Consider the following 20804-nt stretch of genomic DNA (forward strand, 5'->3'; position numbering starts at 1 on the left):
ATCTTAAATAGTTATGAGGCTTTTGCGCGCAGGCTAGGCCAAAAGAGATTCACCATCAGGCCGGTAATCACCAAACCTGCCGCCATTAATTTCCAAGCGGGTAAGGATTCATCTAGAAAAATGGTAGAGGCGCCCATGCCAAAAATAGGCACTAGTAAAGGAGCGGGTGCTACCAGTGCTGCAGGGTGTTTAGATAGCAGCCAAGCCCAAGCGGCATAACCAAACAGGGTATTGGCCCAGGATTGCCAAAACACCGCAATCCAAGCATTGAGCGGCGCAGTCAAGGTGACATCCCATAAGTGGGCTGCACCCCCTTCAAAGACTGCAGCCATAAGTAGTAGCGGCGGGATTGAAAACGCACTAGCCCACACCACATAAGACAGCATATTGATCGAGCCCGCTTTACGACTCACTGTGTTGGCAATCCCCCACGATAGTCCTGCAAATACCACCAAAGCAATACCTAAAACGGTTGTAGTGGCATCGGTATGAATAGCAATGATGCACAAGCCCGTCATCGATATAGCAACAGCGACTGCTTGATAGCGCTTAAGACCTTCTTTAGCAAAAAACATCGCAAAGCCAATAGTGAAGAACACCTGGGTTTGCACGACCAAAGAGGCTAAGCCTGGCGTGATCTGACTATGGACTGCGTAATACAGCACCCCAAACTGCCCCACTCCGGTGGCTATTCCATACACACAAAGATTGGTCCATGAGACCTGTGGGCGAGGCAGAAAAAAGATTAAAGGCAACAAAGCAAAACAGTAGCGCAGTGCTGCAAAGTAAAACGGCGGGAAAGTACTGAGGGCATTTTTCATCACAACAAAGTTGGTGCCCCACACTGCGACGATGACTAAAGCGAGTAGGAGGTGGCTGGCTGGCAGTTGATGATGCTGCTTTCTATGATGAGTGCTATCAGCTGGGAGATTAAGCACCGGTAATCAGTTCTGCTGCGCGCTGTGCAATCATCATCGTGGGTGCGGCGGTATTGCCGGAGGTAATAGTAGGCATGGCTGAGGCATCAACCACTCGCAGATGCCCAATACCTCTGACCCGAAGTTCAGAGTCCAGCACGGCCATAGGATCATCTGCTCGTCCCATTTTACAAGTTCCTACCGGATGAAAAATCGTCGTCCCAATATCCCCCGCTGCTTTAATTAATTCTGCATCGGTTTGGTACTGCTTACCGGGTTTGTATTCATCTGGGGAGTAAGGTTTTAATGCGGGGCTCTCCATAATCTTGCGGGTGAGACGCAATGACTCTGCAGCTACCTGACGATCTTCAACAGTAGATAAGTAGTTTGGGGCAATCACGGGTGGTGCCTTAGGGTCGGCGGCACTAATGTGCACACTGCCGCGTGAGGTCGGGCGTATATTGCAAACGCTGGCAGTAATCGCATTAAAGGCATGCAAGTCTTCACCAAACTTTTCAAGGGATAAGGGCTGTACGTGATATTCCACATTGGCTGAGGGCTGATCTGGCGAGCTATAGGCAAATGCACCAAGCTGTGAGGGGGCCATCGACATCGGTCCAGAGCGCTTGAACAGATACTCCAGTGCAATCATCAGCTTTCCAAAAAGAGAATTGGCTTTGGTATTGAGAGTGCTAATACCCTTGACCTGATAAATCATGCGTAATTGCAAATGGTCTTGTAAGTTCTCACCTACTCCCGGTAAATCTGCTATCACCGGAATACCTAAGCTCTGAAGATGGGCTGCAGCACCAATGCCAGAACGTTCTAAAACTTGCACACTGCCAATTGCACCCGCACTTAAGATCACTTCACCTTGCTGGGTAATATTGCAGAACGCAGATTGTGTTTTGCCATTTTTAATGTATTGCACACCGAGGCATTCTTTACTGACCGGATCAATCAGTAGCTTATTAACAGTTGCCTCAGTGAGTACCGTGAGATTGGGTCGCTGAGCAGCATCCCTTAAAAAGGCTTTCACAGTATTGAGGCGCCAGCCTTTACGTTGATTGACATCAAAATAACCCACCCCAAAATTATCACCTTGGTTAAAGTCATCTGATGCTGGTATGCCTGCCTCTATCGCAGCCTGCCTAAAGATATCCATGATGGGCCAACGTAAACGTTGTTTAGAAACAGTCCATTCACCACCCTTACCATGCCATACATTAGCTCCGCCATGGTAATCCTCAAATTGCTTATAGCGTTGTAGCGCATGTTCCCAAGACCAAGCCTCATCACCGGTTACCTTCACCCAAGATGTGTAATCACTTGCTTGGCCGCGCATATAAATCATGCCATTAATCGATGAAGATCCACCTAAAACCCGTCCACGAGGATACAAGAGAGAGCGGCCATTCAGGCCCTGTTCATTAGCGGTCTTAAAACGCCAATCTGCTCTAGGGTTATCGATGCAATACAAATAACCTACCGGAATATGAATCCAAATGTAATGATCATTTTTGCCCGCCTCAATCAAGAGTACCCGCTTACTGGGGTTCTCAGTCAGACGCTTAGCTAGCATGCAACCAGCACTACCTGCACCAATGATGATGTAGTCATAAACGCTAGGCTGGGCTGTACTAGTCATATATCTATTTGGAGAGCTGAAAACTGAGTACTTATTATTCACCATACTGCAAAGATTGGTAATTCTTGTCATATTTGTTGATTTGATATAGAATCAAATTTGATCTAATATTAGATCATGCAAATTAACTACAAACGACCTTTCACCCACTTTGTTAAGAAAGCAATTAAGCCTCTTAAACTCGCCATTAAAGATAATGTAACGAGGATAAGCAATAATCCTAATTTAGGCGAACCTAAATTAGGAGACCTAAAAGGAATTTTTATTCATAAGTTTCGTTTTGATGGGCAGGAATATTTAATGGCATATCGATGCAGAGTAAACAGCAAGATTGAGATAATTTGGATTGACTTTTATAAAGTAGGTAGTCACGAGAACTTTTATGATGACTTAAAACAATATTTACGCCAAGAATAGCGCGTGGGAGAAAAAAATGGGTTTGACAATAACAGCAAAAGATATGTTTAATCAGGTGAAGAAAATGCCCTCAAAGGAGCGCATTAAATTCTTCGCATTAATTGCTACAAATGCATTTAGAGAAAATGACTTTACGGATGAACAGGTTTTTGGCAATTTGAAGAATGACACTTTTACTGCGGAAGAGTCAGCTCAATATCTTGAAATCTCTATGCCAACTTTTCGTCGCCATGTACAGTCAGGAAAATTGATACCAAAAACAGTTGTAGGTAGAAGTCAGTTTTTTGCAACTGGTGACCTTCAGCGCTTCAAGCAAGAGCTAGACTAAGTTTAAAATTGATTATTGACGATATCCGTCTAAAATAGATTTATGCACGTTAATGAGAAAAACCGGACGCCCAAGAAAGAAGATTTGGACGCGGGCCCAAGCAAATCAGAGCTAAAGCGCCAGATGACGGAGCGTCAGAAACTAGCCGAGGTTCTGGCTTCGCTCAGTAGTGATGGTCTCAAGTCCATCCCTATGGATGAAGCTATCAAAGTAGCCATTGCAGAAACACCTAAAATCAAGAGTTTTGAGGCCATCCGCCGCCATAAGCAATATCTTGGCAAGCTCATGCGCTTTTTAGATGACGAAGAATTAGCGACTATTCAAAAACGTCTAGATGCCATTCAAGGAGTCAGTAAAGCAGAGACAGCCAAACTTCATTTTTTAGAATCCTACCGTGATCGTTTAGTAGCTGATGATGCCGCCTTTACGAAGATGATTGAGCAATACCCCGATATGGATATTCAGAACATGCGGACGATGATTCGTAATGCGCGTAAAGAAAAAGAAATGAATAAGCCACCTAAGGCTTATCGTGAGATCTTTCGTGTTTTGAAAGATATGGGTATTTAGCTAGGTGAGACTAGGCTTATTTTTTTAAACGAGATCTGCCACTCGCGGTTTTATTCATATCCACTAAGCTCTTAAATAATTCAAGAGGCAAAATATCTTTAGCGGGCTTAAAGAGCTTCAGGTCTTGGGCAGATAGATGTCTCACCTCGCCGTCATGGTTAATGATTGGTCTAGGTATTTTGATATTGTTTAACTTATTTTGCATTTGCTTTTCAAAATGAAACTACTCTCATTTTTTGAGAGCAAACTTGGCTGCATCCAGAATTAATTCTTGTTCATCAGCAATTATTTGAGCTGCAATATCTTGCTCTGAAGTGGTATCCACTCGCACTAGATCAATGTTGCCTTTTTTCAAAGAGCTCGGTTTTTCAGAATCAATATTTATTAGTACTATTGTCATAATTTTTAGGGTTGGTTCAAAGTCTGGTCTTTTGCGTAAAAGATTCAGATTGCTTCATCAAGAAGATCGCTGAGTTCTATCTCATACTTTACACCTTCGTAAAACCAGACTGAGGAGTAGGTTTTAGTATTAGATCTTTAAGCGCATCGCTGGTAACTCTATCCAACGATACAAATAGTTAGCTGCAACAGTACTGCAAATCAATACACCGATCATGAGCGCTATGGCGATACTGCCGCTTTCATAAGCATGCCATCCCAAAGCAATATAGATCGTATTGGCTAGTAAGATAAAAGCAAAGTGAATTAAGAAAGCACAGTAAGAACGTTGACTACCCCATTGCATCCCTTTTAGTAGTTTTGCTCGTAATGACTGTTTAGCGCTATTTATTACTGGGTAAGGTGTATTACCCCATATGAGTAATATCAGCGCTACAAACCAAGCTAAGTAATTGCGTAACCAGACTTCCTGAAAGGAAGAGAGTGCAATCAGAACACCAATGGCCATGAGGGCAAATTTCGCTAAGCGTGCAACTCTGAGGTCAGGGTAATTTTTGGCAAGATAAGCCAATACACCCAAGCTATAAGACCCAATGAAGTAAATAAAATAGGCTTCGTAAGCACTAGAGCGATTAAAAAATAGGAGTGAGGCAACAGCCACTATCGCCAATATCCAAATTACGACCTGATAAGCAGAAAAAGAAATCAGCAGAATGGCAAGAACAGAATAGAGTTGCCAATCTATAGCGACATACCAAGCTCCCGCAGAAATCGACTCTAAACCCAAGATACCTTGAATAAAGAACAGATGCGCTACAAACTGACCGAGTGTTTCAGTCTCACCCACAAACTCATCAGCAACCCAAAACCGAGCAAGCCAAGCGCAGGCCATTGTCAGTATGAGTGCAGCAATAAAGGGAGCAACTAATCTGAGATAGCGATTGATCACTACCCGCAATAGAGTCTTACTACTAAAAGCAATGGTGGCAAAACGGCTAAGGGATTGCGCTGCGAGATAGCCCGCTAGCACTAAAAATATTTGGACTGCGTAGCGCCCGTACTCAAACAAAAAGGACATGGTATTGGGTAGGACTAACATTGCATCTTGGGCTATCTGCCCATAATTCGACAGATGATGGGCAATGATCAGAACGGCAGCAAAGACCTTTAAAAAGTCAATTAATAAAAGTGAGGATGATGGCTTCAATTATTTTTAGCTTTTAATAAAACCATCTGGGTGCAGCTTACTTTGGCTTCGTAGTAGTTTTTGTCTTACCTATTAAAGAGGCGAGTAAGGGATTGGTGCTTGCCAACTCTTTCTTGGTCTTAGCTACCTCTTCTGCTGTTCCAGGCTTAGGTACTTTGGCAGCATTTTTCATCCGCTGAGCGGTTGCTAAGCCTAGGTTCTTATAGAGGTCTGTTTTTTTCATCTGTATAGCGTTTCAATTAGTTAGCATATGAGCGTTTTTATTATTTTAATGGAAACCTATCGCCTCAGGCCTTTACTTCTAATTCAATGCTGGTATCCCTACATCATATCCAGCCCATAAATCACATATGCCTCCTGAGGTGCATTCAGAGAAGAAATGAGATGAGGGGCAATAGAAAGCAATAAGAAGGCATAAGCAACAATAAGAACGGGCAAGCATCAATAATGGCCAAGAAGAACGAATAAGAACCGACAAGCATCAACAAAAACCATGATGAGTTGATAGGATGACTTTTAAAACAGGTATTCTTAGTTTTTGATGTAATCAATAGGCTAGCGAATAAGCCAAAAGAGAATGGGGTTTAAATGGATAACACTATGACAATTATTTTTGGGATTGTGGCGATACTTCTTCCCCTCCTCATTGGCCGTTATGTCTGGAAAAACTTTGATCGGTACTTTGGCAAAAATGATCAAGCCTATATGGATACCTTGGAATACTTTCTGAAGAAAATCGGTATCACTATCCTGGTGGCTTTTATTGTTCTCTGGATTGGTATGACACTGGTTTTTAATGGCAGTGCTGGCTGACTAGTTACATGAATCATCCACTCACCACTATCTTTAGCAAGGCAAAGCTCAATATTGCCGTGCTCGTCGCTATTTTGCTGTTTGCTGTTTTGGGAAAAATAATCTTTCCTGAATTTACAAATCGTGTTTTTGAAACTGCAGATCAACTCATCTCTGAGCTCATCTTACTGTTCGTGGCCATAACACTGGGGGCATTTATTCCCCAATTTAAGTGGGTGGTGCTGGGCGTCATTGCTACCTATATTGCCGCTGCAGTGGCAATTCAGATAGGTGTGTTTAGCGCGCTCCGCTTTTTCACTACGGATTATCTTCTAGCTGTTTTGATAGTGGTGCTAGGTTTTGCTGCTATTGCAAACCTGTATCGGCGTTATCGAGAGCTCGGGCTTTAAAGTATTAAAAATACTGAGGAAAGAAAAAATAGTATGGGAACCATTGATCTGAGTAAATTCTCATCTCAAGCAAACCCAGAGATTTTGAGTGCCCTACGCCAAATTGCCAAAATAGAAGGTCGTAAATTTCATTCAGTATTAGATGAAGCATTTCGCGATTTTCTAAATAAAAAAGGTGCCTCCACCCCGAATCGTCAAGCACTGGCCGGTTTTGCGCAAAGTCTCAATGAGTTCGAGGATCTATACAAAGAACTTGCTAAGTAATGCCCTTTATTGACACACAAGACATCATGTTTATGCAGAGTGTTCTGATGAAGCAATTTGGGGGATCTGCTGGCTTAAGAGATCAATCCGGCCTTAATGCAGCGCTCATCCGTCCTCATACTACCCGGATCTGATCTCTGAAGCAGCTGCGTTGTTTGAAAGCCTTATCGTTAACCACCCCTTTATTGATGCGTGATTGCGAACCATCTGTCGTTAATATCAAGAGGAATACTTTGCCTCGTATTTGTTGATAGGGCATCGCGTGACTATTTCTAAATGAACACAGCTTTTAACTTGCTAATTTTTAGCACTTTCATGCCAATAGTTAGCAATGTCTCTAGTCAAAGCCCTATTTACCAATTAAGGTTTGTTTATCTGACTTGGTTGAATAGATAAGCCAGTCTAGCGATATAGCTGCTCCAGAATTAATTTTCTATGAAATCAATGTAGCCAATTTGGCCAATACTTCATCCATTAGGTCGGCCGATACAGTCTCCAGTTTTTTGCTTTTCTTGCCACTAAGTCTAGCACCCTGAGTTGATCGCATCGCGCCACACCCACTGTTTTAGTGCCTAACTAGTCAACTGTATATCCAGCTACTCTTGCAAAGTTTGCACCTGTTGTGATCGGCAATACCATTGGCATCTTTGTTAAGTTATTAAAAGGTCCTGGCGAAACTACGAGCACAGGACGCATTCACTTTTGCTGATGCCCAGAAGTGGGATCCAGAGAAACTAAATAAATATCACCTCGATTCATTACAAGATCTCATTGCCAACGGGTGCAAAATCAAACCACTGCTTATCTCCTTTAGGCATTTTGGCTTATACATCACATTTTGCCAATAAATCAGCTAGTTTATATTTAGGTTTGGTGATGGGCTTTACTACTAAGCGCCCCTCTAATAGTGCAACATCGACCATTGAACCCGAACTTATTTTCAGCTCCTCTAAAAATGCAGGCGAAACCGCCATCATCACTGAACTGCCTACTTTTTTCAAATTTGTCTGTATTTTCTTCTTCCGTAAGTTATGTAAAAGTAATACACATAATCTTCTCAGAATCAAATTGTTATATAAATATATAACTCTAAAGAAAAGTTAAATATAGGTGAGGGTGGGATTTATTAATTGGCGCCAAGAAGGCTAATTTTTTGTAGTGGGCCTCCCTTTGGGGGCTTATTCATTGCCTCCACCCATTGAATCTACCCCTGCTACTCCCATTAAGTGCTCTATGTTTTGCCAAAGTATCGCTTTAGGTGTATCAATTCTCATGGTAGTCATACATCGTTCTAGAAGGCCCTCTGTTGTTAATACTCGGTCTATGGATTTGCTCAGGCTATTCAGAACACTATCGCCATAAGCTGGCCTTGCTTTTGCAAGTGCTGCTTGAAATTCTTTTTGACTCACCTTCATCATAGCCAGATCAAGTACATCCCGACTAAAGACACTGTCATCATTCCATCGGTCAGCATTGGCTAAGAGCTTGCTGGCCGTTAAGTCTACTCGTGTCAAAGTGGCGATATTGTCTATACAGTCCAGCTTTCCAGGAGTATCGAATTCAATACGCCCTTCTGAAATGATTTCAAATTTAATGTGGGCATCACCCACCTTAATGGCTGTCCGAATGCCGTATTGATCTGTACGAATTTCACGCGCTAAAACCAACTCTCTACCACTCTTGGTTATTGCAGCAATACCCTGCGGTCCCCTTAGTAATTCACGGAGGTCTCGATAATGCTCGAGATCTGAAACTAAGAAATCAATATCTACAGACTCTCGATATTCATCATGCATTAGTGCGACCGCCGTACCGCCACCAAAATAGCAAGCATGATCTCTTAATAACTGATCATCTAGTCTTTGCAGAACTTCTGAAATGCGTTGATGATGTTTTCGTCTAAACAAAAAAATTCTCCATTCCTTTTGACAAGATGAGTCTTTGCATTAACAACCTTTCATGATCATCTAGTTGATTGAGGTCCATGAATCGCTGATTACGCTCATAAATACCTATTACCTCTTCATCCGTGAGCAGAGCATTAGGATCCAATTGCCAAGCTAAAGCGGTCAATTGTGGATAATCCGCAATCCGCACATGGGAGCCATTCGATAGGGTTTCATGTTGGGGTTGCTGAGGTGTTAGCCCACCATTTACAGCAAGAATGCCTAAATGGAGTCCTAGTGCATGACACACCTTGACATAAGCCCCTAAGCTAACGGATGCCTCCCCCTTCTCAATTCGATGCAAGGTCACCCTAGAAATCCCTGCCGCCCTGGCAGCAGATTGAGCGCGCACCCCCAAAGCTTTTCTTTGGGCGGCAATTTTGGCACCCAGATCAGCTTGCTGGTCACGTACTAAGTCAGTCATAATGTTTCTTATTATATACAAAATTGCTTATTTGTACATAGTAAGAAACATTATTTAGTTTTTACCCAATAAGCTCTTTAGGTGCCATCCAAGCATCACTATTTATTACCACCCATCATCATCACCTCATCACCACCAACTGTAATTAGCATCATGCTTGTGAGATGCCTCAAATAATGGATCGACTTCTGGCTTACAAAGCCAATTTTTCATCGCTCGATTATTGCGGGTGCGTCGCCGATGATCAAATGACTTGCGGTACCAGCGTGGTGCCGCACCACCCATGGTGACCTCTTTATCAGAATGAAAAAGAGCAATGGCTTTTTTAGCTAAACGTGATTTGGGCTCATGACGAGAATATTGCCCACCCAGAGCAAAGTATTGCCAATTTTTTAAAACCCAATCATATTCATGAAACTGATTTTTTCTACGTTTTGTACGTGACATAACAAACTCCTTTTTGATAGTTACATCATGTCGATCTCCTTGTTAAATTAAATACGTAAATTGACTGGGCTATTTGCAAAACATAATTTTAACTAATAGAAAAAACCATCTTGAATACGTGGTTTGGTAACAATCAATCTTTGTGGGGGCTTTTTAAGAACAATGGAGCCAATCATCATCTGCCTTAAACTCCAAAAATGCATCCACTCTGAGAAGGATAATTCCTATGTTTTATTTACACTGCTCTAAACAATTACTGGACCGAGTGCCAAAAGGCGCTGGCACACCAACAATGCAGACAATCAATATTTTAGGGCTTGGTATGCCAAAGCGATTTTCTCCAAGCCCCAAGTTGCACTGTTTGTGAACGAAAGAACCCTTCTTCCTCTTGTGATTCCCCTAGCGCCTATATTAAACTTAGTCGATCTGTTTCCTGAGTACCTATTCAAAATCCTGCTCAATCAAGGCGTTAGTGAAAGCTTCATCATGCAAGAGTTAAATCACCTAGATGAAGTCACGTATTGCAAATCCAGCAATCGCAGCACCATCGGTATTTTGAATATGTTTAGTTATCATTTAGATGGATACCGCGCAATAAATTATGTTGATAATTAGTATTAGTTATCGATGATGATGGCCGATACACTCTGTGGACCGCTTTATAAAAGCACCGTTACGCCCGGAAACGCCTTGAGGGAATTTGCCCTAAGTGGGCAAATGCATTAAAGAGATCGCATTAATGAGATCGCATTAACCAGCTGAACTCACTTTTTTTTATAGTAAGGCCAAACAATCAAATGGGTGCACTACTAAGCAGCCATTTGAAATACGCGTACTCGTGACTTAATGTGCTGTTCTAATGTTCGCTGTGCAACACGCATATCGTATTCCGACTGCAAATTGAGCCAAAAGCGTGGGTCCATTGAAAAAAATAAGCCTAATCGTAAGGCGGTATCTGCGCTTATGGGTCGCTTGCCATGCACAATCTCACTAATTCGGCTTGGGGATACATCAATATCCGCGGCCAACTGTCGGGCGGTAATGCCCAGCGGACGCATAAAGTCCTCTAGGAGTATTTCTCCGGGGTGAATTTCTTCGAGTAGTGTTGTCATTGCATTCTCCTTAGTGGTAATCCACTATTTCGACCCCGTGAACGCCATCCTCTTTCCACAAAAAACAGATGCGCCACTGTGCATTAATCCGAATACTATATTGGCCATCTCGATCTCCACGCAAGGATTCCAGCCTATTTCCGGGCGGTATCCGTAAGTCCTCCAAGCGGGTCACTGCATGTAGTTGCAATAAGCGACGCCTTGCCACTCGCTCCACATTTTTGAAGCGATAGGACGCTTCGCTGTAAAACAATGCTTCGGTTTCTTGGCATCCAAAAGAACGAATCATAAGAAACTATATTCTGTAAAACAGAATCTGTCAAATGGAATTATTATTGCTTTCTGGCGAGCAAAGAGAACGTTTACAGAACTCGGAATCGCCAAGGCTCTAACGTGAATAGTCCCATCGCATGGGGTCAAGATATCTGCCACTAGAGATCTCCTAAAAGCGGGGTAGCCGCCATGCCAGCAGCACGTTCGCGATAACAGCAAACCTGACGAGACTGAGCTTGATCATGAATGCCCTAATGTATTGATGAATGTATTTGATAGGTAACATGTACTAAGCTCAGAGAGTTCATAAGCCAAGGTTCAGAATACGGTAACCCGCTAAACCGAACTATCAGACGAAGCGCAATTACCTGTAGGAAATCGCCTATGGTCTCTTAAAATCTACAATAAATTTAGACAAGCTCTCACCACGAAGTCTTGGGTAACTTATGTACCCTCGCTCTTTTTTTATGCTCTACTACACTTAGCATTTGTATCTGTATTTATGTTTTTGTTTTCTATTATGTATTGTGTTTACCTATTTTTTATAGGTACTGAAGCCTGAACGCTTGACTTGAACTGCCCTCGATATTTATGACCAGCACCTTCTTCTCCTTTACCCATTTGCTTGGCCAATCCTGGTTTATAGGCCTGATGGCAATTGTGTTGATTGGTGCTGTCTTAGCAGCGGTGCATTACGCCGAAGTGATTGCACATAAAACGGGTGAGCCCTATGGAACACTGGTACTAGCTATTAGCGTCACCATTATTGAAGTGGCTCTGATTGTTTCGATGATGCTCTCAGGTCAAGCCGGCTCTGAATTCATAGCGCGTGATGCCATCTTTGCTACCGTCATGATTGTGATCAATGGGGTAATTGGTTTATGTATTTTTATGGGTGGTCTCAAGCATTACGAGATGAGCTTTCGTAATGAAGGCACCAATTCCGCATTAGCAGTACTAACTGCCTTGGCAACTTTTATTCTGGTTCTCCCTTTAGTAACCGTCAGTAGCCCAGGGCCAGACTTTACTGAAAGCCAGTTGGCTTTTGCAGGCATTGCTTCCTTTGCTCTTTATGGGGCATTTATCTTTTTTCAGACAGTCAGTCATCGTGACTACTACCTACCATCGGTAGAAGAGCAAAAACTCGATAGCTCTATCCATGCAGAAAAACCAAGCAATCTCAAGACCGCTGTGAGCTGCGTTCTGCTCTTGATCTCACTCATTGCCGTGGTAGGTCTGGCAAAGGCCTTGAGTCCCGCGATTGAAGCAGGGGTCAATGCCGTTGGTGCTCCTAAAACAATTGTGGGTATTGCCATTGCTTTCTTAGTACTTTTGCCAGAAGGCTATGCCGCTGTCAGGGCTGCTAGAGCCAATCGATTACAAAGTAGTTTAAACTTAGCCCTAGGTTCTGGATTAGCCAGCATTGGCTTATCCATTCCGGTGGTGGCAGCCATTGCGATTTACTTTGATCTCCCCTTGAGTTTAGGCATCAGTCAACTCAATATGGTCCTGATGTACGTGTCTCTCTTTATTGGGGCGCTGACCCTAGCCATTGGTAGGACCACCCTACTGCAAGGCATCGTTCACTTGATTATTTTCTTTGCGTATTTGTTCTTGAGTTTGGTGCCTTAGCGCAGGCAATTCAATAAAAATCCGAAACATAATCTACTAGAGATATCCGTACTGCATAGTTACATTTGCATTTATTTAATAATCTTCAGACAGCGAAAGATTTAAAAGACTACAAGTAGCAGTAATAAGGCAGCAAGAACCATTGAGCCCAACTCAATGCGGAAGAATTTGACCCTTTTATAAACATATTCAATTGGTAAAATTACCTTTCTCCTGCCGCTTAATCGGAAATAATTTACCGAGATCAGCTTAGGCTCAAAGTCCATCAACACCTATCAGGAAAGGACTTTCAGCCCTTAGAAAGCAGTTACTTTAGTTGTCAGTCCTTACTTCAACGAGTATCGGGGCTATTTACTATCTCGACGAATAATCAGGTATTCAGGCACTTGATAACGCACAATAGCCCAGTAAATCCAAACATAGCTTATGGCAAAAACTAAAGCAAAGGCTTTTAGAGCTAAGTGGTAACGCCAAAATAATACTGCTGGAATCACTGCCATAAGACATAGCAACCACAGGTATGGCGAAGTCATGGCGTTGTGCTGAGTTTTAATCCAAGTTTCATCAGAATCTTTAGACCATTGCACTACTCTACGATAAATTAATTGGTGCAAATGCATGGCATCTGGCATACCAGGATGAACACGTCTCAAAACAACTCGACGATAAATTGTAAAGATCGTCTCAAAGATTGGATACATACATAAAAGGAGCGGAAACCATTTAGAAACTTCATCATGTCGAGCAGTCAAAAGTACAGATAACTCTGCAATCCAAAATCCAATGAGATAGGCGCCACCATCCCCCAGAAAAATCAATCCACGGGGGTAATTCCATATTAAGAAACCTAGTAGCGCACCAATCATAGCCAGCGATGCAATCATGATGTGGTAGTCCGACACCTAAAAAAGCGACATAAGCTATACCCGCCAAAATAATGACGGCCACCATACTAGATAAGCCGTTATAGCCATCAATAATATTGAAAGAATTAGCCACGCCACCAACAGCAAAACAGGTAATCGCAATTGCTACAACCGGATATGCCAATAAGAGATTATCAATCCCCAGTACCTGAACGGATGTAAGCCATCCATTAAGCAAGTAACCCGCACAGATAGCAGAAAACATTGTTGCCAATAGTCGAAACTTCACCCCTACTCGTTTAGTGACATCCTCAAGTAAGCCAGCTAAAAATGCAGGCAAGGCACTAACTAATAATAGTAGTCCAAAAGTACCTACGGATATATTTTCAAAATAACGCCAAACCAAGGCTACTAAGAGTCCGATAACAATGCCCACTCCACCGACTCTGGGTACTGCATTGAAATGGAACTTCTGAACACTCGTTACATCAGAATCTGCTGTGAGATGGCCATGCAAATGGTTATATCTCACTACCCATAAGGAGACCAATAAGGAGGCAAGAAATGAGAGCGCTAAAACCGACATGAAAACCCATCAATATAGAAATAATGATATTTTACCCAAGTAAAGGGCTTGCTCAGCTCGAATCTACTTACTCAGGATGCTCATGCTATAAGAGCTTCTCATCAGCTAAGTTCAGTTATCTTTCAGAATTTGGGCATCTTTTTCAGATCTAGCTGAATGGTAGCGCCATACTGATCACTCAGGCCAACTACTGATCGCAATGGAATGTGGCCTTTTTCAGAAAACCAGATTTCAAAGGTAGCATTGTCATCCTTAGAGGTAGTCTTGTAGTAGCGTACTGCCTTTATTTTGCTGCCATCAAAAGGAACTTCTAGGGACTCACCGCGCACTAAGGTGTAATTTTTAACTGAGCGTCCATCCGTAACAGGCAGCACTACTGACTTTGCGGGCAGCTCACGTCCTATAAATTGATAGCCCACCGTCAGCATATCTAACAAGCGACCAGTGTAGGGTGCTGTACCAACTGGTGGTGTACGTGAAGAGACTTTATAAAAGTTCACGATGTTTTTAGGGACTTCTACCTTGGCTAGGAGTAAATCCGTATTGCCGCGCTTCTCTTGATAGGTATTAGTCAACATACCTGTGGCACTCATAGTCCCTACTGAATCCCGAATCAAGTTCTGACCCCCTAGTGCAGTAGACATCCCTGCTAATAAGGTTCCTTTTGAGCTAATGTGGTACTTAGCACTATCAATCTTGACTTGATCTACTACGGTAGCAACCGTCATAGAGCCACTCACAATCTTATAGACTGATTCATAAGGACTAGGTTCTTCCTTGCTCCGGGCTAAATACGCAGAACGCTTTGAGGCATCCACTGTGACTTTGAGATCGTATTCAAATTGGGCGTTGATTGAACTAGCGGGGCCTGATCCAGAGGTACCAGCAACAGGCTTAGCCGAGCCAGAACTTTGCGCCCAAGATACACCTGAGGATATCGATACCAAGGCAAGCACTAAGACAACACCAGAGAGGCTATTACGCAACGTCAATGGAGATTTATTCATGATGGGGCTATTTAATGAGGGCTGTGTACATTACTTAATGTATTTCAAAATGATTATTATTAATATAATTAGTAGGTAGTATGCATTAGATAATGGGAAATAGGTAACTGACTTTATTGCTATGTATTTTTATTGCTATGTATTGATAGCCATATTATCAATTTCAAAGTATTCAACAGTATATTTGGCCAATTAATACTACAATCAAGCCGATTTTTTATGATCTTCTACTATTTTGAAGCATCTCAGTAGGCCACTCTTCCAATTAGCCACTTTTAGAATTTATAATGAATCATGATTGGTCTTTTAGCCGCCTTCTTCTCGTCATTCATCTTGACCTTGCTCATTATTCGCTTTGAGCATGTACATTCCCGTTTTTCTGGTGATACTGATTTGTCGGGACCTCAAAAGTTTCATACCAAATCCGTACCTAGAATAGGCGGTCTTGCAATCGCATTGGGCGTCTTTTGCGCCATCACCATCAAGCTCAGCACCAATCCTGAAGTAAGGCTTGAACTACTGCTATTGATTTGTGCTATTCCTGTCTTTTTTATTGGGCTATCTGAAGATCTCACCAAAAAGATATCCGTCAAGGTACGCCTTATCTTTACAGCAATCAGTGCACTACTACTTACTCAGCTGCTTGGCGCATCTATCAATCATCTCGATATTCCAGGCATTGATTATTTACTCTCGATTCGATGGATTGCAGTCGTCTTTACTATTTTTGCAATCACTGGCCTTGCCAATGCGTACAACATCATTGATGGGTTTAATGGCTTATCCAGTATGGTAGGTATCATTACTTTGATGGCCATAGGGTATGTGGCATTTATTGTGGGTGATCCCGCCATCATGTATCTGAGTTTTATTATGGCTAGCGCTATCTTAGGGTTCTTTATTTGGAACTACCCGCGAGGCTTGATTTTCTTGGGTGATGGTGGTGCCTATTTAATTGGCTTTTGGATTGCTGCTCTAAGCGTACTCTTAGTCTCACGTCACCAAAATATTTCACCTTGGTTTGCGCTCTTGGTAAACGCTTATCCCATCCTAGAAACCTTGTTTACTATCTACCGTAGAAAAATTCATCAAGGTAAAAGCCCAGGGCTACCCGATGGAATACATTTCCATACCTTAATTTTTAGAAGAATTCTGAATCCTTCCTGTGTTGCCACTGAGCGCGATTGGTTTAATGCGAATGCTAAAACAGCACCCTACCTTTGGATATTGGCAGGACTAGGGATTGCGCCAGCAGTGCTATGGTGGCAATCTACCCTCATCTTAATGGGCTTTGCATTGCTGTTTGTGATTTCTTATATATGGCTATATCGGCGTATTGTGGTTTTCAAGACCCCAAGATGGATGCACATTGAGTAAGTATGAATTGAATCATTATTGAATTCGCCTTGTTATTAAATACACCTTGTTATTTAATAATTTTCAACATACTTAAGATCTGCCAAAGCAGCATCAATACAATCAGACAAGCCACCACAATCAGGCTGAGTTCAACCCTAAATAGCCGCACACGCTTATGAACATATTCAATCGATAGCATCTTATTTCCTTTGGGTGAGTGAAAAAGATAGGCTAAATAAATAGATATTAAAGATCGATAGTCTAGGTTGGATTAGTTTGTATGAAATTTCTGAATAAGCTGACAGCACGTGGATAGCATATCAATAGGTTCTATATTTCAGAGCAATCTGACTGCTGTAAATGTATTTAGCTAGTGTTGCTATCTTACGCACTGAGATAGGATGGTTTAAAACACTCATAAGCTAACTATGAATCTCCATGATATTTTGTAAGACACGATTGTCCGTATAAAAGGTGTATATGCTCCCTTCACCATCAGAGCATACTCAAGTGACTTTGCTGCTTTTATTAATTTTTGTGAAGCGCGACATCAAGTAGCCATTCCGGCCCGCTCTCAATCGATAGCTGAGTTTTTTTTGACTTTAAGTAGTAGTGGGCGATCTTCCGCAAGTATTCGGCGGGCAATAGTCGGAATCTCCGCAATGCATCTGCTTAATCGCTTTTCTGATCCAACCAAAGAGCCAGAGGCTCTGCTGGAGATGAAGCGCATGCATCGCATCCTTGGGAGAGAATCCAAGCAAGCCTTTGGTATTAGCCAAGACATTCTTTCTCAATTACTGGCAAGTCTAGATCATTCACTTAGAGACCTATGTGATGCTGCTTTGCTCCAATTAGCCTACGATAGCCTAGGTCGTCGTAGTGAATTAGTCTCACTACAGATCACTGATTTACAGCAACTTACACAGGGTGGCAAAACTCGACATACTATCTTGCTTCGTAAAAGTAAGGTAGATCAAGATGCAAAAGGTCGTTGGATCACCTTACGACCAGGCACAGTCGATGCCGTGAAGCGCTGGACCACTGCCGCAAAAATAGATAAGGGGCTTATATTGCGGGGAGTTGATCGTAAGGGCGATATTAGTGATTTTTTATGCTGCGGGCAGATCAATCGGATCTTTAAGCGTATTGCCAGCCAGGCCAAGATTGATCCTGTACTTATTAAAAGAATTAGTGGTCATTCACTTCGAATTGGGGCCGCTCAGGATTTACTGGTTTCTGGGGCAAGCATGCCAATGATTATGAGCAGGGGTCGCTGGACAAAGACTGACACCGTGATGCGTTATCTTGAGCAGTATGGTGGAAGAGATCTCTAAAAAAATAGAGATTTGAATTCTGATCCCCCTACTCTCAAAATAGAAGTTTTTATTGCCATCGCAAGCAGTCAAACTAAAAGCCCTTTAGGGGCTTTTAGTTTATGCAGCCTTGGCTACCTTTTCTTTCTTGGGATGATTTGATTGATCCCTTAACTTTGATCTCGCTAAACTTTGCTTTTCCAAAGCCTCGAGGGCCACCATCTTCAGTTCACCATCGGCAAACCGCTTCAACGCCTCTCGCATTAGAGGCTGATAGCCCAATTGATACTTTCCACCCAAAAGCTTGAACATATCAATTAACTCCTTATCCAAGCGAATGGAGATCATTTGCAAACCAAGCGCATCATCTATGTCAGATACTAATTTACTTGGTGCCACGTTCACATGCTCTAGACTTTGCCCAAGTTCGCCACTCTCCCATGCTTCAGGAGAGTTTGTAATTTCCTTTGCAAGCTGTTTGGAGTTCATTTGCTTCCTCTTTTATAAGATTAAACTTACTATGTAGTGATTATTTAGAGTTTTTGTATATACTTAATTCTACTTCATTAGGCGGATAGATTGTTTTCAGGAAAACCTGTCCTTCCTTAAAAACACGAACCACTTTGAGCCCAACAGACTGATGATTTTCTGATATAAACCAATAGGTTCGAGGGTTTGTTTTGTTGTTCAGCCTTTTATCTTCAATGTATCTTGGGTTATTGTGGTTAAAAAAACAGTCCTCAACATCCACCCTCCTGAGATGGTGCTTTTCCTAAATATGATCCAAAACAACCTGACTTGTTATTAAATTTTTCATTTGCAGCCCAATGAAATTGTATATACAAATTGTATCGTATATTTTCAAATGGGTCAATACATTGAGTGGGGGTTTTATGCTTTCACTCTGATATTTATTTGCAGGTTTGGTAACACCGCGTAACGGGCTTATTACTTATCAATTGAGTTCATAAGCTCATCCATCTTTTCTTGAAGTTTTCTTTCAGATCTCTCCATTGACTCAAGCATAGCCAATACTCCAAGATTTGGATTGGTAGCAACGCCATTTGCAACATTAGCAAATGCCTCTGTCACTTCTGATCTGAGCTCACGAGCCGCCTTGTGATAGGCAGTCCATTGATCTAGGAGCTCATAAAACAGGTCCTGAGCTTTTTCAGTTTTCATAATTAATTACTAAAGCACCCAATTTTCTAGCGCTAAATTTGGAACTCTTTTAAATTCTCGTAAATTGTTGCTTACCAATATCAAGCCCTGGCCAATAGCATGGGCTGCAATATGAATATCATTCTCTCCTATGATTTCCCCTTTTTTTCCTAACGCAGCTTTAATTTGCCCATAGTGCTGCGATGCCTTGGCGTCATAAGATAGAACCTCAAGATGGCTGATGAAGTCTTCAATCGCTTCTAAATTTTTATCTACGTTAAGGCTTTTTTCTGCACCGTAAATTAACTCTGACAAGGTAATACTAGAAATTGCCATACGACTAGCATTGGCATTAAAAACTTCCAGCACTTCCTTAGGCCTACGTTTGAGTACGTAGATAACAATATTGGTGTCTAGTAAATATTTGAGCATTACAGCTCTTCTCTCTCAGCTGGCTTTTGTACTCCGCGCTCATTCAAAAAGTCATCAGATACTGTCGGGCCATTTAAGAAAAAGTTATCCCACGTATTTTCAATCGGCGTAATGATGCGTTCGCGACCTCGAATGCGAACGATCACCTTTTTCACTTCGTCGGGTAAACGCGCTTCAGCGGGCATTCTGACTGCCTGGCTTCGATTGTTAGTAAACACGGTTGTAATCGCTATAGTCATCACTTGCTCCCTATGTATATAGCATAAGTATATAGCATGTCACAAAATGTCGGTATATATTTATAAATACCGACATTTTGTATCAATTCAGAACTTGCTACATGGCATTAGCATCCCCATCTCCGCCATACCTACTTTCCTCTTACCCCCGCCCTACTATCGCCACCCCCTCCAAATGAGAATGAGTTTGTTTTGTAAAGCTGGGTAAATGCTCGACGATCCCCATATCAATAGATCCTCGGTCCTTGAGCCACGCTTCGTGACGACGATACTCCGCCAACAGCTTTGAGAATGATCTCCTTAAATCATCAAAGGCTCGGCTGGTGCCCGTATTTTCCATAAAGCTCATCAAGCGGCGATTGCGCAAAGCCTCGTACTCCTTGAGAATCTCATCGCGATGCGTACACAACCACTGACTTTTTAATAATTCTTTAATTACCATCGAAAGCAGCTCCCGAACAGGTGCACTTTCCCGACGATCCATATCTAGGTTCCTAGGTCTATCAGCTAAATTTTTAAAGCTAGGTGCCAGCTCATACTCCGCAACTTCTTATTTAGCAATGTATCAACCAGGGGAAGATAGGTAGCGTGGTGCAATATGTCTTCGTCCGTGAATTCAGGAAACTCGAGCAAAAGGGCGAACTCCAAAGCAAAATTAGTTTCTTTTAAACATTCACCATTAAATTGATCCACCACACTAATTAGATCTGCGATTTCAGAACGCCACAAATATCGAGTACCACGTGTTTCGTCAGACAGAATTGGCTTATCTAAAAGATCAGTCAATACCTTTTTCTCAATACGCTCTAAGCGCATGCGCTTCCACACCACTATCGCCATGTCGCGCACCAACTGACTGCCGACAATATCTTGTGGTACAAAGTCATCGATAAAGCGCTGATGATGTGCTTCAAATTCTGCCAGACTTTCATTGGGCAGCGCAATGTCACGCGCATACACGCCACTCTTTAATGCGTTTCGTGAAACGCGATTTTTACCTGCTTCGGTCTTAGGACCAGTTGATTTGTTGATTGCCATACACCCACCTAATATGA

The 20804-nt window shown here is 42.3% G+C and carries 31 protein-coding genes and 1 pseudogene; 11 read left to right on the forward strand and 21 right to left on the reverse strand.

Features of this window, described 5'->3' with window-relative positions:
* Positions 1-11: 11 nt before the first annotated feature.
* Positions 12-887 carry an EamA family transporter gene (locus tag DCO16_RS03830; RefSeq protein WP_217426715.1) on the reverse strand — a complete coding sequence of 292 codons (876 nt, stop codon included), beginning with the start codon at positions 885-887 and terminating at the stop codon, positions 12-14.
* A 43-nt stretch (positions 888-930) separates the two neighbouring features.
* Positions 931-2565: a GMC family oxidoreductase gene (locus tag DCO16_RS03835; RefSeq protein ID WP_173942429.1), complete on the reverse strand. Its 1635-nt coding sequence runs from the start codon at positions 2563-2565 to the stop codon at positions 931-933.
* A gap of 117 nt (positions 2566-2682) precedes the next feature.
* Between DCO16_RS03835 and DCO16_RS03840 the strand changes: the two genes are divergently transcribed.
* The 3 genes from DCO16_RS03840 to yjgA are packed head-to-tail and all read left to right on the forward strand — an operon-like array spanning position 2683 to position 3880.
* Positions 2683-2982 carry a type II toxin-antitoxin system RelE/ParE family toxin gene (locus DCO16_RS03840; protein WP_173942430.1) on the forward strand — a complete coding sequence of 100 codons (300 nt, stop codon included), beginning with the start codon at positions 2683-2685 and terminating at the stop codon, positions 2980-2982.
* Between the two features lie 16 nt (positions 2983-2998).
* Entirely contained in the window at positions 2999-3310 is a 312-nt protein-coding gene (locus DCO16_RS03845; protein WP_173942431.1) for a helix-turn-helix domain-containing protein, read from the forward strand.
* Positions 3311-3352: 42 nt separating this feature from the next.
* On the forward strand, positions 3353-3880 hold the full coding sequence (gene yjgA / locus DCO16_RS03850) for a ribosome biogenesis factor YjgA (RefSeq protein ID WP_173942432.1): 528 nt from the start codon (positions 3353-3355) through the stop codon (positions 3878-3880).
* Between the two features lie 16 nt (positions 3881-3896).
* On the opposite strand, the gene DCO16_RS03855 is transcribed toward yjgA, so the two are convergent.
* The 4 genes from DCO16_RS03855 to DCO16_RS03870 all read right to left on the reverse strand — a co-directional run bounded on the left by DCO16_RS03855 (position 3897) and on the right by DCO16_RS03870 (position 5709).
* Positions 3897-4085, reverse strand: coding sequence for a hypothetical protein (locus DCO16_RS03855; RefSeq protein ID WP_173942433.1), 189 nt, complete (start codon positions 4083-4085; stop codon positions 3897-3899).
* Positions 4086-4109: 24 nt separating this feature from the next.
* Entirely contained in the window at positions 4110-4280 is a 171-nt protein-coding gene (locus tag DCO16_RS03860; RefSeq protein WP_173942434.1) for a hypothetical protein, read from the reverse strand.
* A 129-nt stretch (positions 4281-4409) separates the two neighbouring features.
* Positions 4410-5486 carry an acyltransferase family protein gene (locus DCO16_RS03865; RefSeq protein WP_173942435.1) on the reverse strand — a complete coding sequence of 359 codons (1077 nt, stop codon included), beginning with the start codon at positions 5484-5486 and terminating at the stop codon, positions 4410-4412.
* A gap of 37 nt (positions 5487-5523) precedes the next feature.
* Positions 5524-5709 carry a hypothetical protein gene (locus DCO16_RS03870; RefSeq protein ID WP_173942436.1) on the reverse strand — a complete coding sequence of 62 codons (186 nt, stop codon included), beginning with the start codon at positions 5707-5709 and terminating at the stop codon, positions 5524-5526.
* Positions 5710-6086: 377 nt separating this feature from the next.
* On the opposite strand from DCO16_RS03870, the gene DCO16_RS03875 reads away from it, so the two are divergent.
* The 4 genes from DCO16_RS03875 to DCO16_RS11330 are packed head-to-tail and all read left to right on the forward strand — an operon-like array spanning position 6087 to position 7086.
* The gene (locus DCO16_RS03875; RefSeq protein WP_173942437.1) at positions 6087-6299 is read left to right on the forward strand and encodes a hypothetical protein; all 213 of its coding nucleotides are present in this window, start codon (positions 6087-6089) and stop codon (positions 6297-6299) included.
* A gap of 8 nt (positions 6300-6307) precedes the next feature.
* Entirely contained in the window at positions 6308-6688 is a 381-nt protein-coding gene (locus DCO16_RS03880) for a hypothetical protein (RefSeq protein WP_173942438.1), read from the forward strand.
* 33 nt (positions 6689-6721) lie between these two features.
* Entirely contained in the window at positions 6722-6952 is a 231-nt protein-coding gene (locus tag DCO16_RS03885; protein ID WP_173942439.1) for a hypothetical protein, read from the forward strand.
* Positions 6952-7086 carry a hypothetical protein gene (locus DCO16_RS11330; protein WP_302480382.1) on the forward strand — a complete coding sequence of 45 codons (135 nt, stop codon included), beginning with the start codon at positions 6952-6954 and terminating at the stop codon, positions 7084-7086. Before DCO16_RS03885 ends, DCO16_RS11330 begins: the two co-directional genes overlap by 1 nt.
* Positions 7087-7528: 442 nt before the next feature.
* Here the strand turns inward: DCO16_RS11330 and DCO16_RS11370 are convergent, their stop codons facing one another.
* The 5 genes from DCO16_RS11370 to DCO16_RS03910 form a co-directional block, all read right to left on the reverse strand.
* Positions 7529-7648, reverse strand: a complete 120-nt coding sequence (locus tag DCO16_RS11370; protein ID WP_367652075.1) for a type II toxin-antitoxin system PemK/MazF family toxin — start codon at positions 7646-7648, stop codon at positions 7529-7531.
* A 128-nt stretch (positions 7649-7776) separates the two neighbouring features.
* A complete protein-coding gene (locus tag DCO16_RS03895; protein ID WP_217426695.1) occupies positions 7777-7929 on the reverse strand; it encodes an AbrB/MazE/SpoVT family DNA-binding domain-containing protein in 153 nt (50 codons plus the stop codon).
* Positions 7930-8130: 201 nt separating this feature from the next.
* Positions 8131-8859, reverse strand: a complete 729-nt coding sequence (locus DCO16_RS03900) for a nucleotidyl transferase AbiEii/AbiGii toxin family protein (RefSeq protein ID WP_173942440.1) — start codon at positions 8857-8859, stop codon at positions 8131-8133.
* Positions 8852-9322 (reverse strand): helix-turn-helix domain-containing protein, encoded by a 471-nt coding sequence (locus DCO16_RS03905; protein ID WP_173942441.1) that lies wholly within the window; start codon positions 9320-9322, stop codon positions 8852-8854. Before DCO16_RS03905 ends, DCO16_RS03900 begins: the two co-directional genes overlap by 8 nt.
* 129 nt (positions 9323-9451) lie before the next feature.
* Positions 9452-9769, reverse strand: a complete 318-nt coding sequence (locus tag DCO16_RS03910) for a hypothetical protein (RefSeq protein ID WP_173942442.1) — start codon at positions 9767-9769, stop codon at positions 9452-9454.
* A 252-nt stretch (positions 9770-10021) separates the two neighbouring features.
* Between DCO16_RS03910 and DCO16_RS11395 the strand changes: the two genes are divergently transcribed.
* Positions 10022-10384, forward strand: a complete 363-nt coding sequence (locus tag DCO16_RS11395; RefSeq protein WP_415836251.1) for a DUF6933 domain-containing protein — start codon at positions 10022-10024, stop codon at positions 10382-10384.
* Between the two features lie 194 nt (positions 10385-10578).
* Here DCO16_RS11395 and DCO16_RS03915 read toward each other — a convergent pair whose 3' ends face one another.
* Positions 10579-10881 (reverse strand): HigA family addiction module antitoxin, encoded by a 303-nt coding sequence (locus DCO16_RS03915; protein ID WP_173942443.1) that lies wholly within the window; start codon positions 10879-10881, stop codon positions 10579-10581.
* A gap of 10 nt (positions 10882-10891) precedes the next feature.
* Positions 10892-11170 carry a type II toxin-antitoxin system RelE/ParE family toxin gene (locus DCO16_RS03920; RefSeq protein ID WP_173942444.1) on the reverse strand — a complete coding sequence of 93 codons (279 nt, stop codon included), beginning with the start codon at positions 11168-11170 and terminating at the stop codon, positions 10892-10894.
* A 575-nt stretch (positions 11171-11745) separates the two neighbouring features.
* Between DCO16_RS03920 and DCO16_RS03925 the strand changes: the two genes are divergently transcribed.
* On the forward strand, positions 11746-12786 hold the full coding sequence (locus DCO16_RS03925) for a calcium:cation antiporter (protein ID WP_173942445.1): 1041 nt from the start codon (positions 11746-11748) through the stop codon (positions 12784-12786).
* Positions 12787-13133: 347 nt separating this feature from the next.
* On the opposite strand, the pseudogene DCO16_RS03930 reads toward DCO16_RS03925, so the two are convergent.
* A pseudogene (locus DCO16_RS03930) lies at positions 13134-14238 on the reverse strand (MraY family glycosyltransferase).
* A 122-nt stretch (positions 14239-14360) separates the two neighbouring features.
* Positions 14361-15245 (reverse strand): DUF3108 domain-containing protein, encoded by an 885-nt coding sequence (locus DCO16_RS03935; RefSeq protein WP_173942446.1) that lies wholly within the window; start codon positions 15243-15245, stop codon positions 14361-14363.
* Between the two features lie 294 nt (positions 15246-15539).
* Here DCO16_RS03935 and DCO16_RS03940 point away from each other — a divergent pair, with 294 nt between their 5' ends.
* Positions 15540-16622, forward strand: a complete 1083-nt coding sequence (locus DCO16_RS03940; protein WP_173942447.1) for an MraY family glycosyltransferase — start codon at positions 15540-15542, stop codon at positions 16620-16622.
* Between the two features lie 644 nt (positions 16623-17266).
* Entirely contained in the window at positions 17267-17938 is a 672-nt protein-coding gene (locus tag DCO16_RS03945) for a tyrosine-type recombinase/integrase (RefSeq protein WP_173942448.1), read from the forward strand.
* A 99-nt stretch (positions 17939-18037) separates the two neighbouring features.
* On the opposite strand, the gene DCO16_RS03950 is transcribed toward DCO16_RS03945, so the two are convergent.
* The 6 genes from DCO16_RS03950 to DCO16_RS03975 form a co-directional block, all read right to left on the reverse strand.
* Positions 18038-18406, reverse strand: coding sequence for a hypothetical protein (locus DCO16_RS03950; protein ID WP_173942449.1), 369 nt, complete (start codon positions 18404-18406; stop codon positions 18038-18040).
* A 459-nt stretch (positions 18407-18865) separates the two neighbouring features.
* Complete coding sequence (locus DCO16_RS03955; RefSeq protein WP_173942450.1) at positions 18866-19099, reverse strand: hypothetical protein; 234 nt, start codon at positions 19097-19099, stop codon at positions 18866-18868.
* Between the two features lie 9 nt (positions 19100-19108).
* Positions 19109-19510, reverse strand: coding sequence for a type II toxin-antitoxin system tRNA(fMet)-specific endonuclease VapC (gene vapC, locus DCO16_RS03960; RefSeq protein WP_173942451.1), 402 nt, complete (start codon positions 19508-19510; stop codon positions 19109-19111).
* Complete coding sequence (gene vapB, locus DCO16_RS03965) at positions 19510-19749, reverse strand: type II toxin-antitoxin system VapB family antitoxin (protein WP_173942452.1); 240 nt, start codon at positions 19747-19749, stop codon at positions 19510-19512. Before vapB ends, vapC begins: the two co-directional genes overlap by 1 nt.
* 142 nt (positions 19750-19891) lie before the next feature.
* A complete protein-coding gene (locus DCO16_RS03970; protein WP_173942453.1) occupies positions 19892-20233 on the reverse strand; it encodes a hypothetical protein in 342 nt (113 codons plus the stop codon).
* A 23-nt stretch (positions 20234-20256) separates the two neighbouring features.
* A complete protein-coding gene (locus DCO16_RS03975) occupies positions 20257-20787 on the reverse strand; it encodes a hypothetical protein (protein ID WP_173942454.1) in 531 nt (176 codons plus the stop codon).
* Positions 20788-20804 lie beyond the last annotated feature (17 nt).

Origin of the sequence: Polynucleobacter antarcticus (genome assembly GCF_013307245.1) — a bacterium.
Lineage (GTDB): Bacteria > Pseudomonadota > Gammaproteobacteria > Burkholderiales > Burkholderiaceae > Polynucleobacter > Polynucleobacter antarcticus.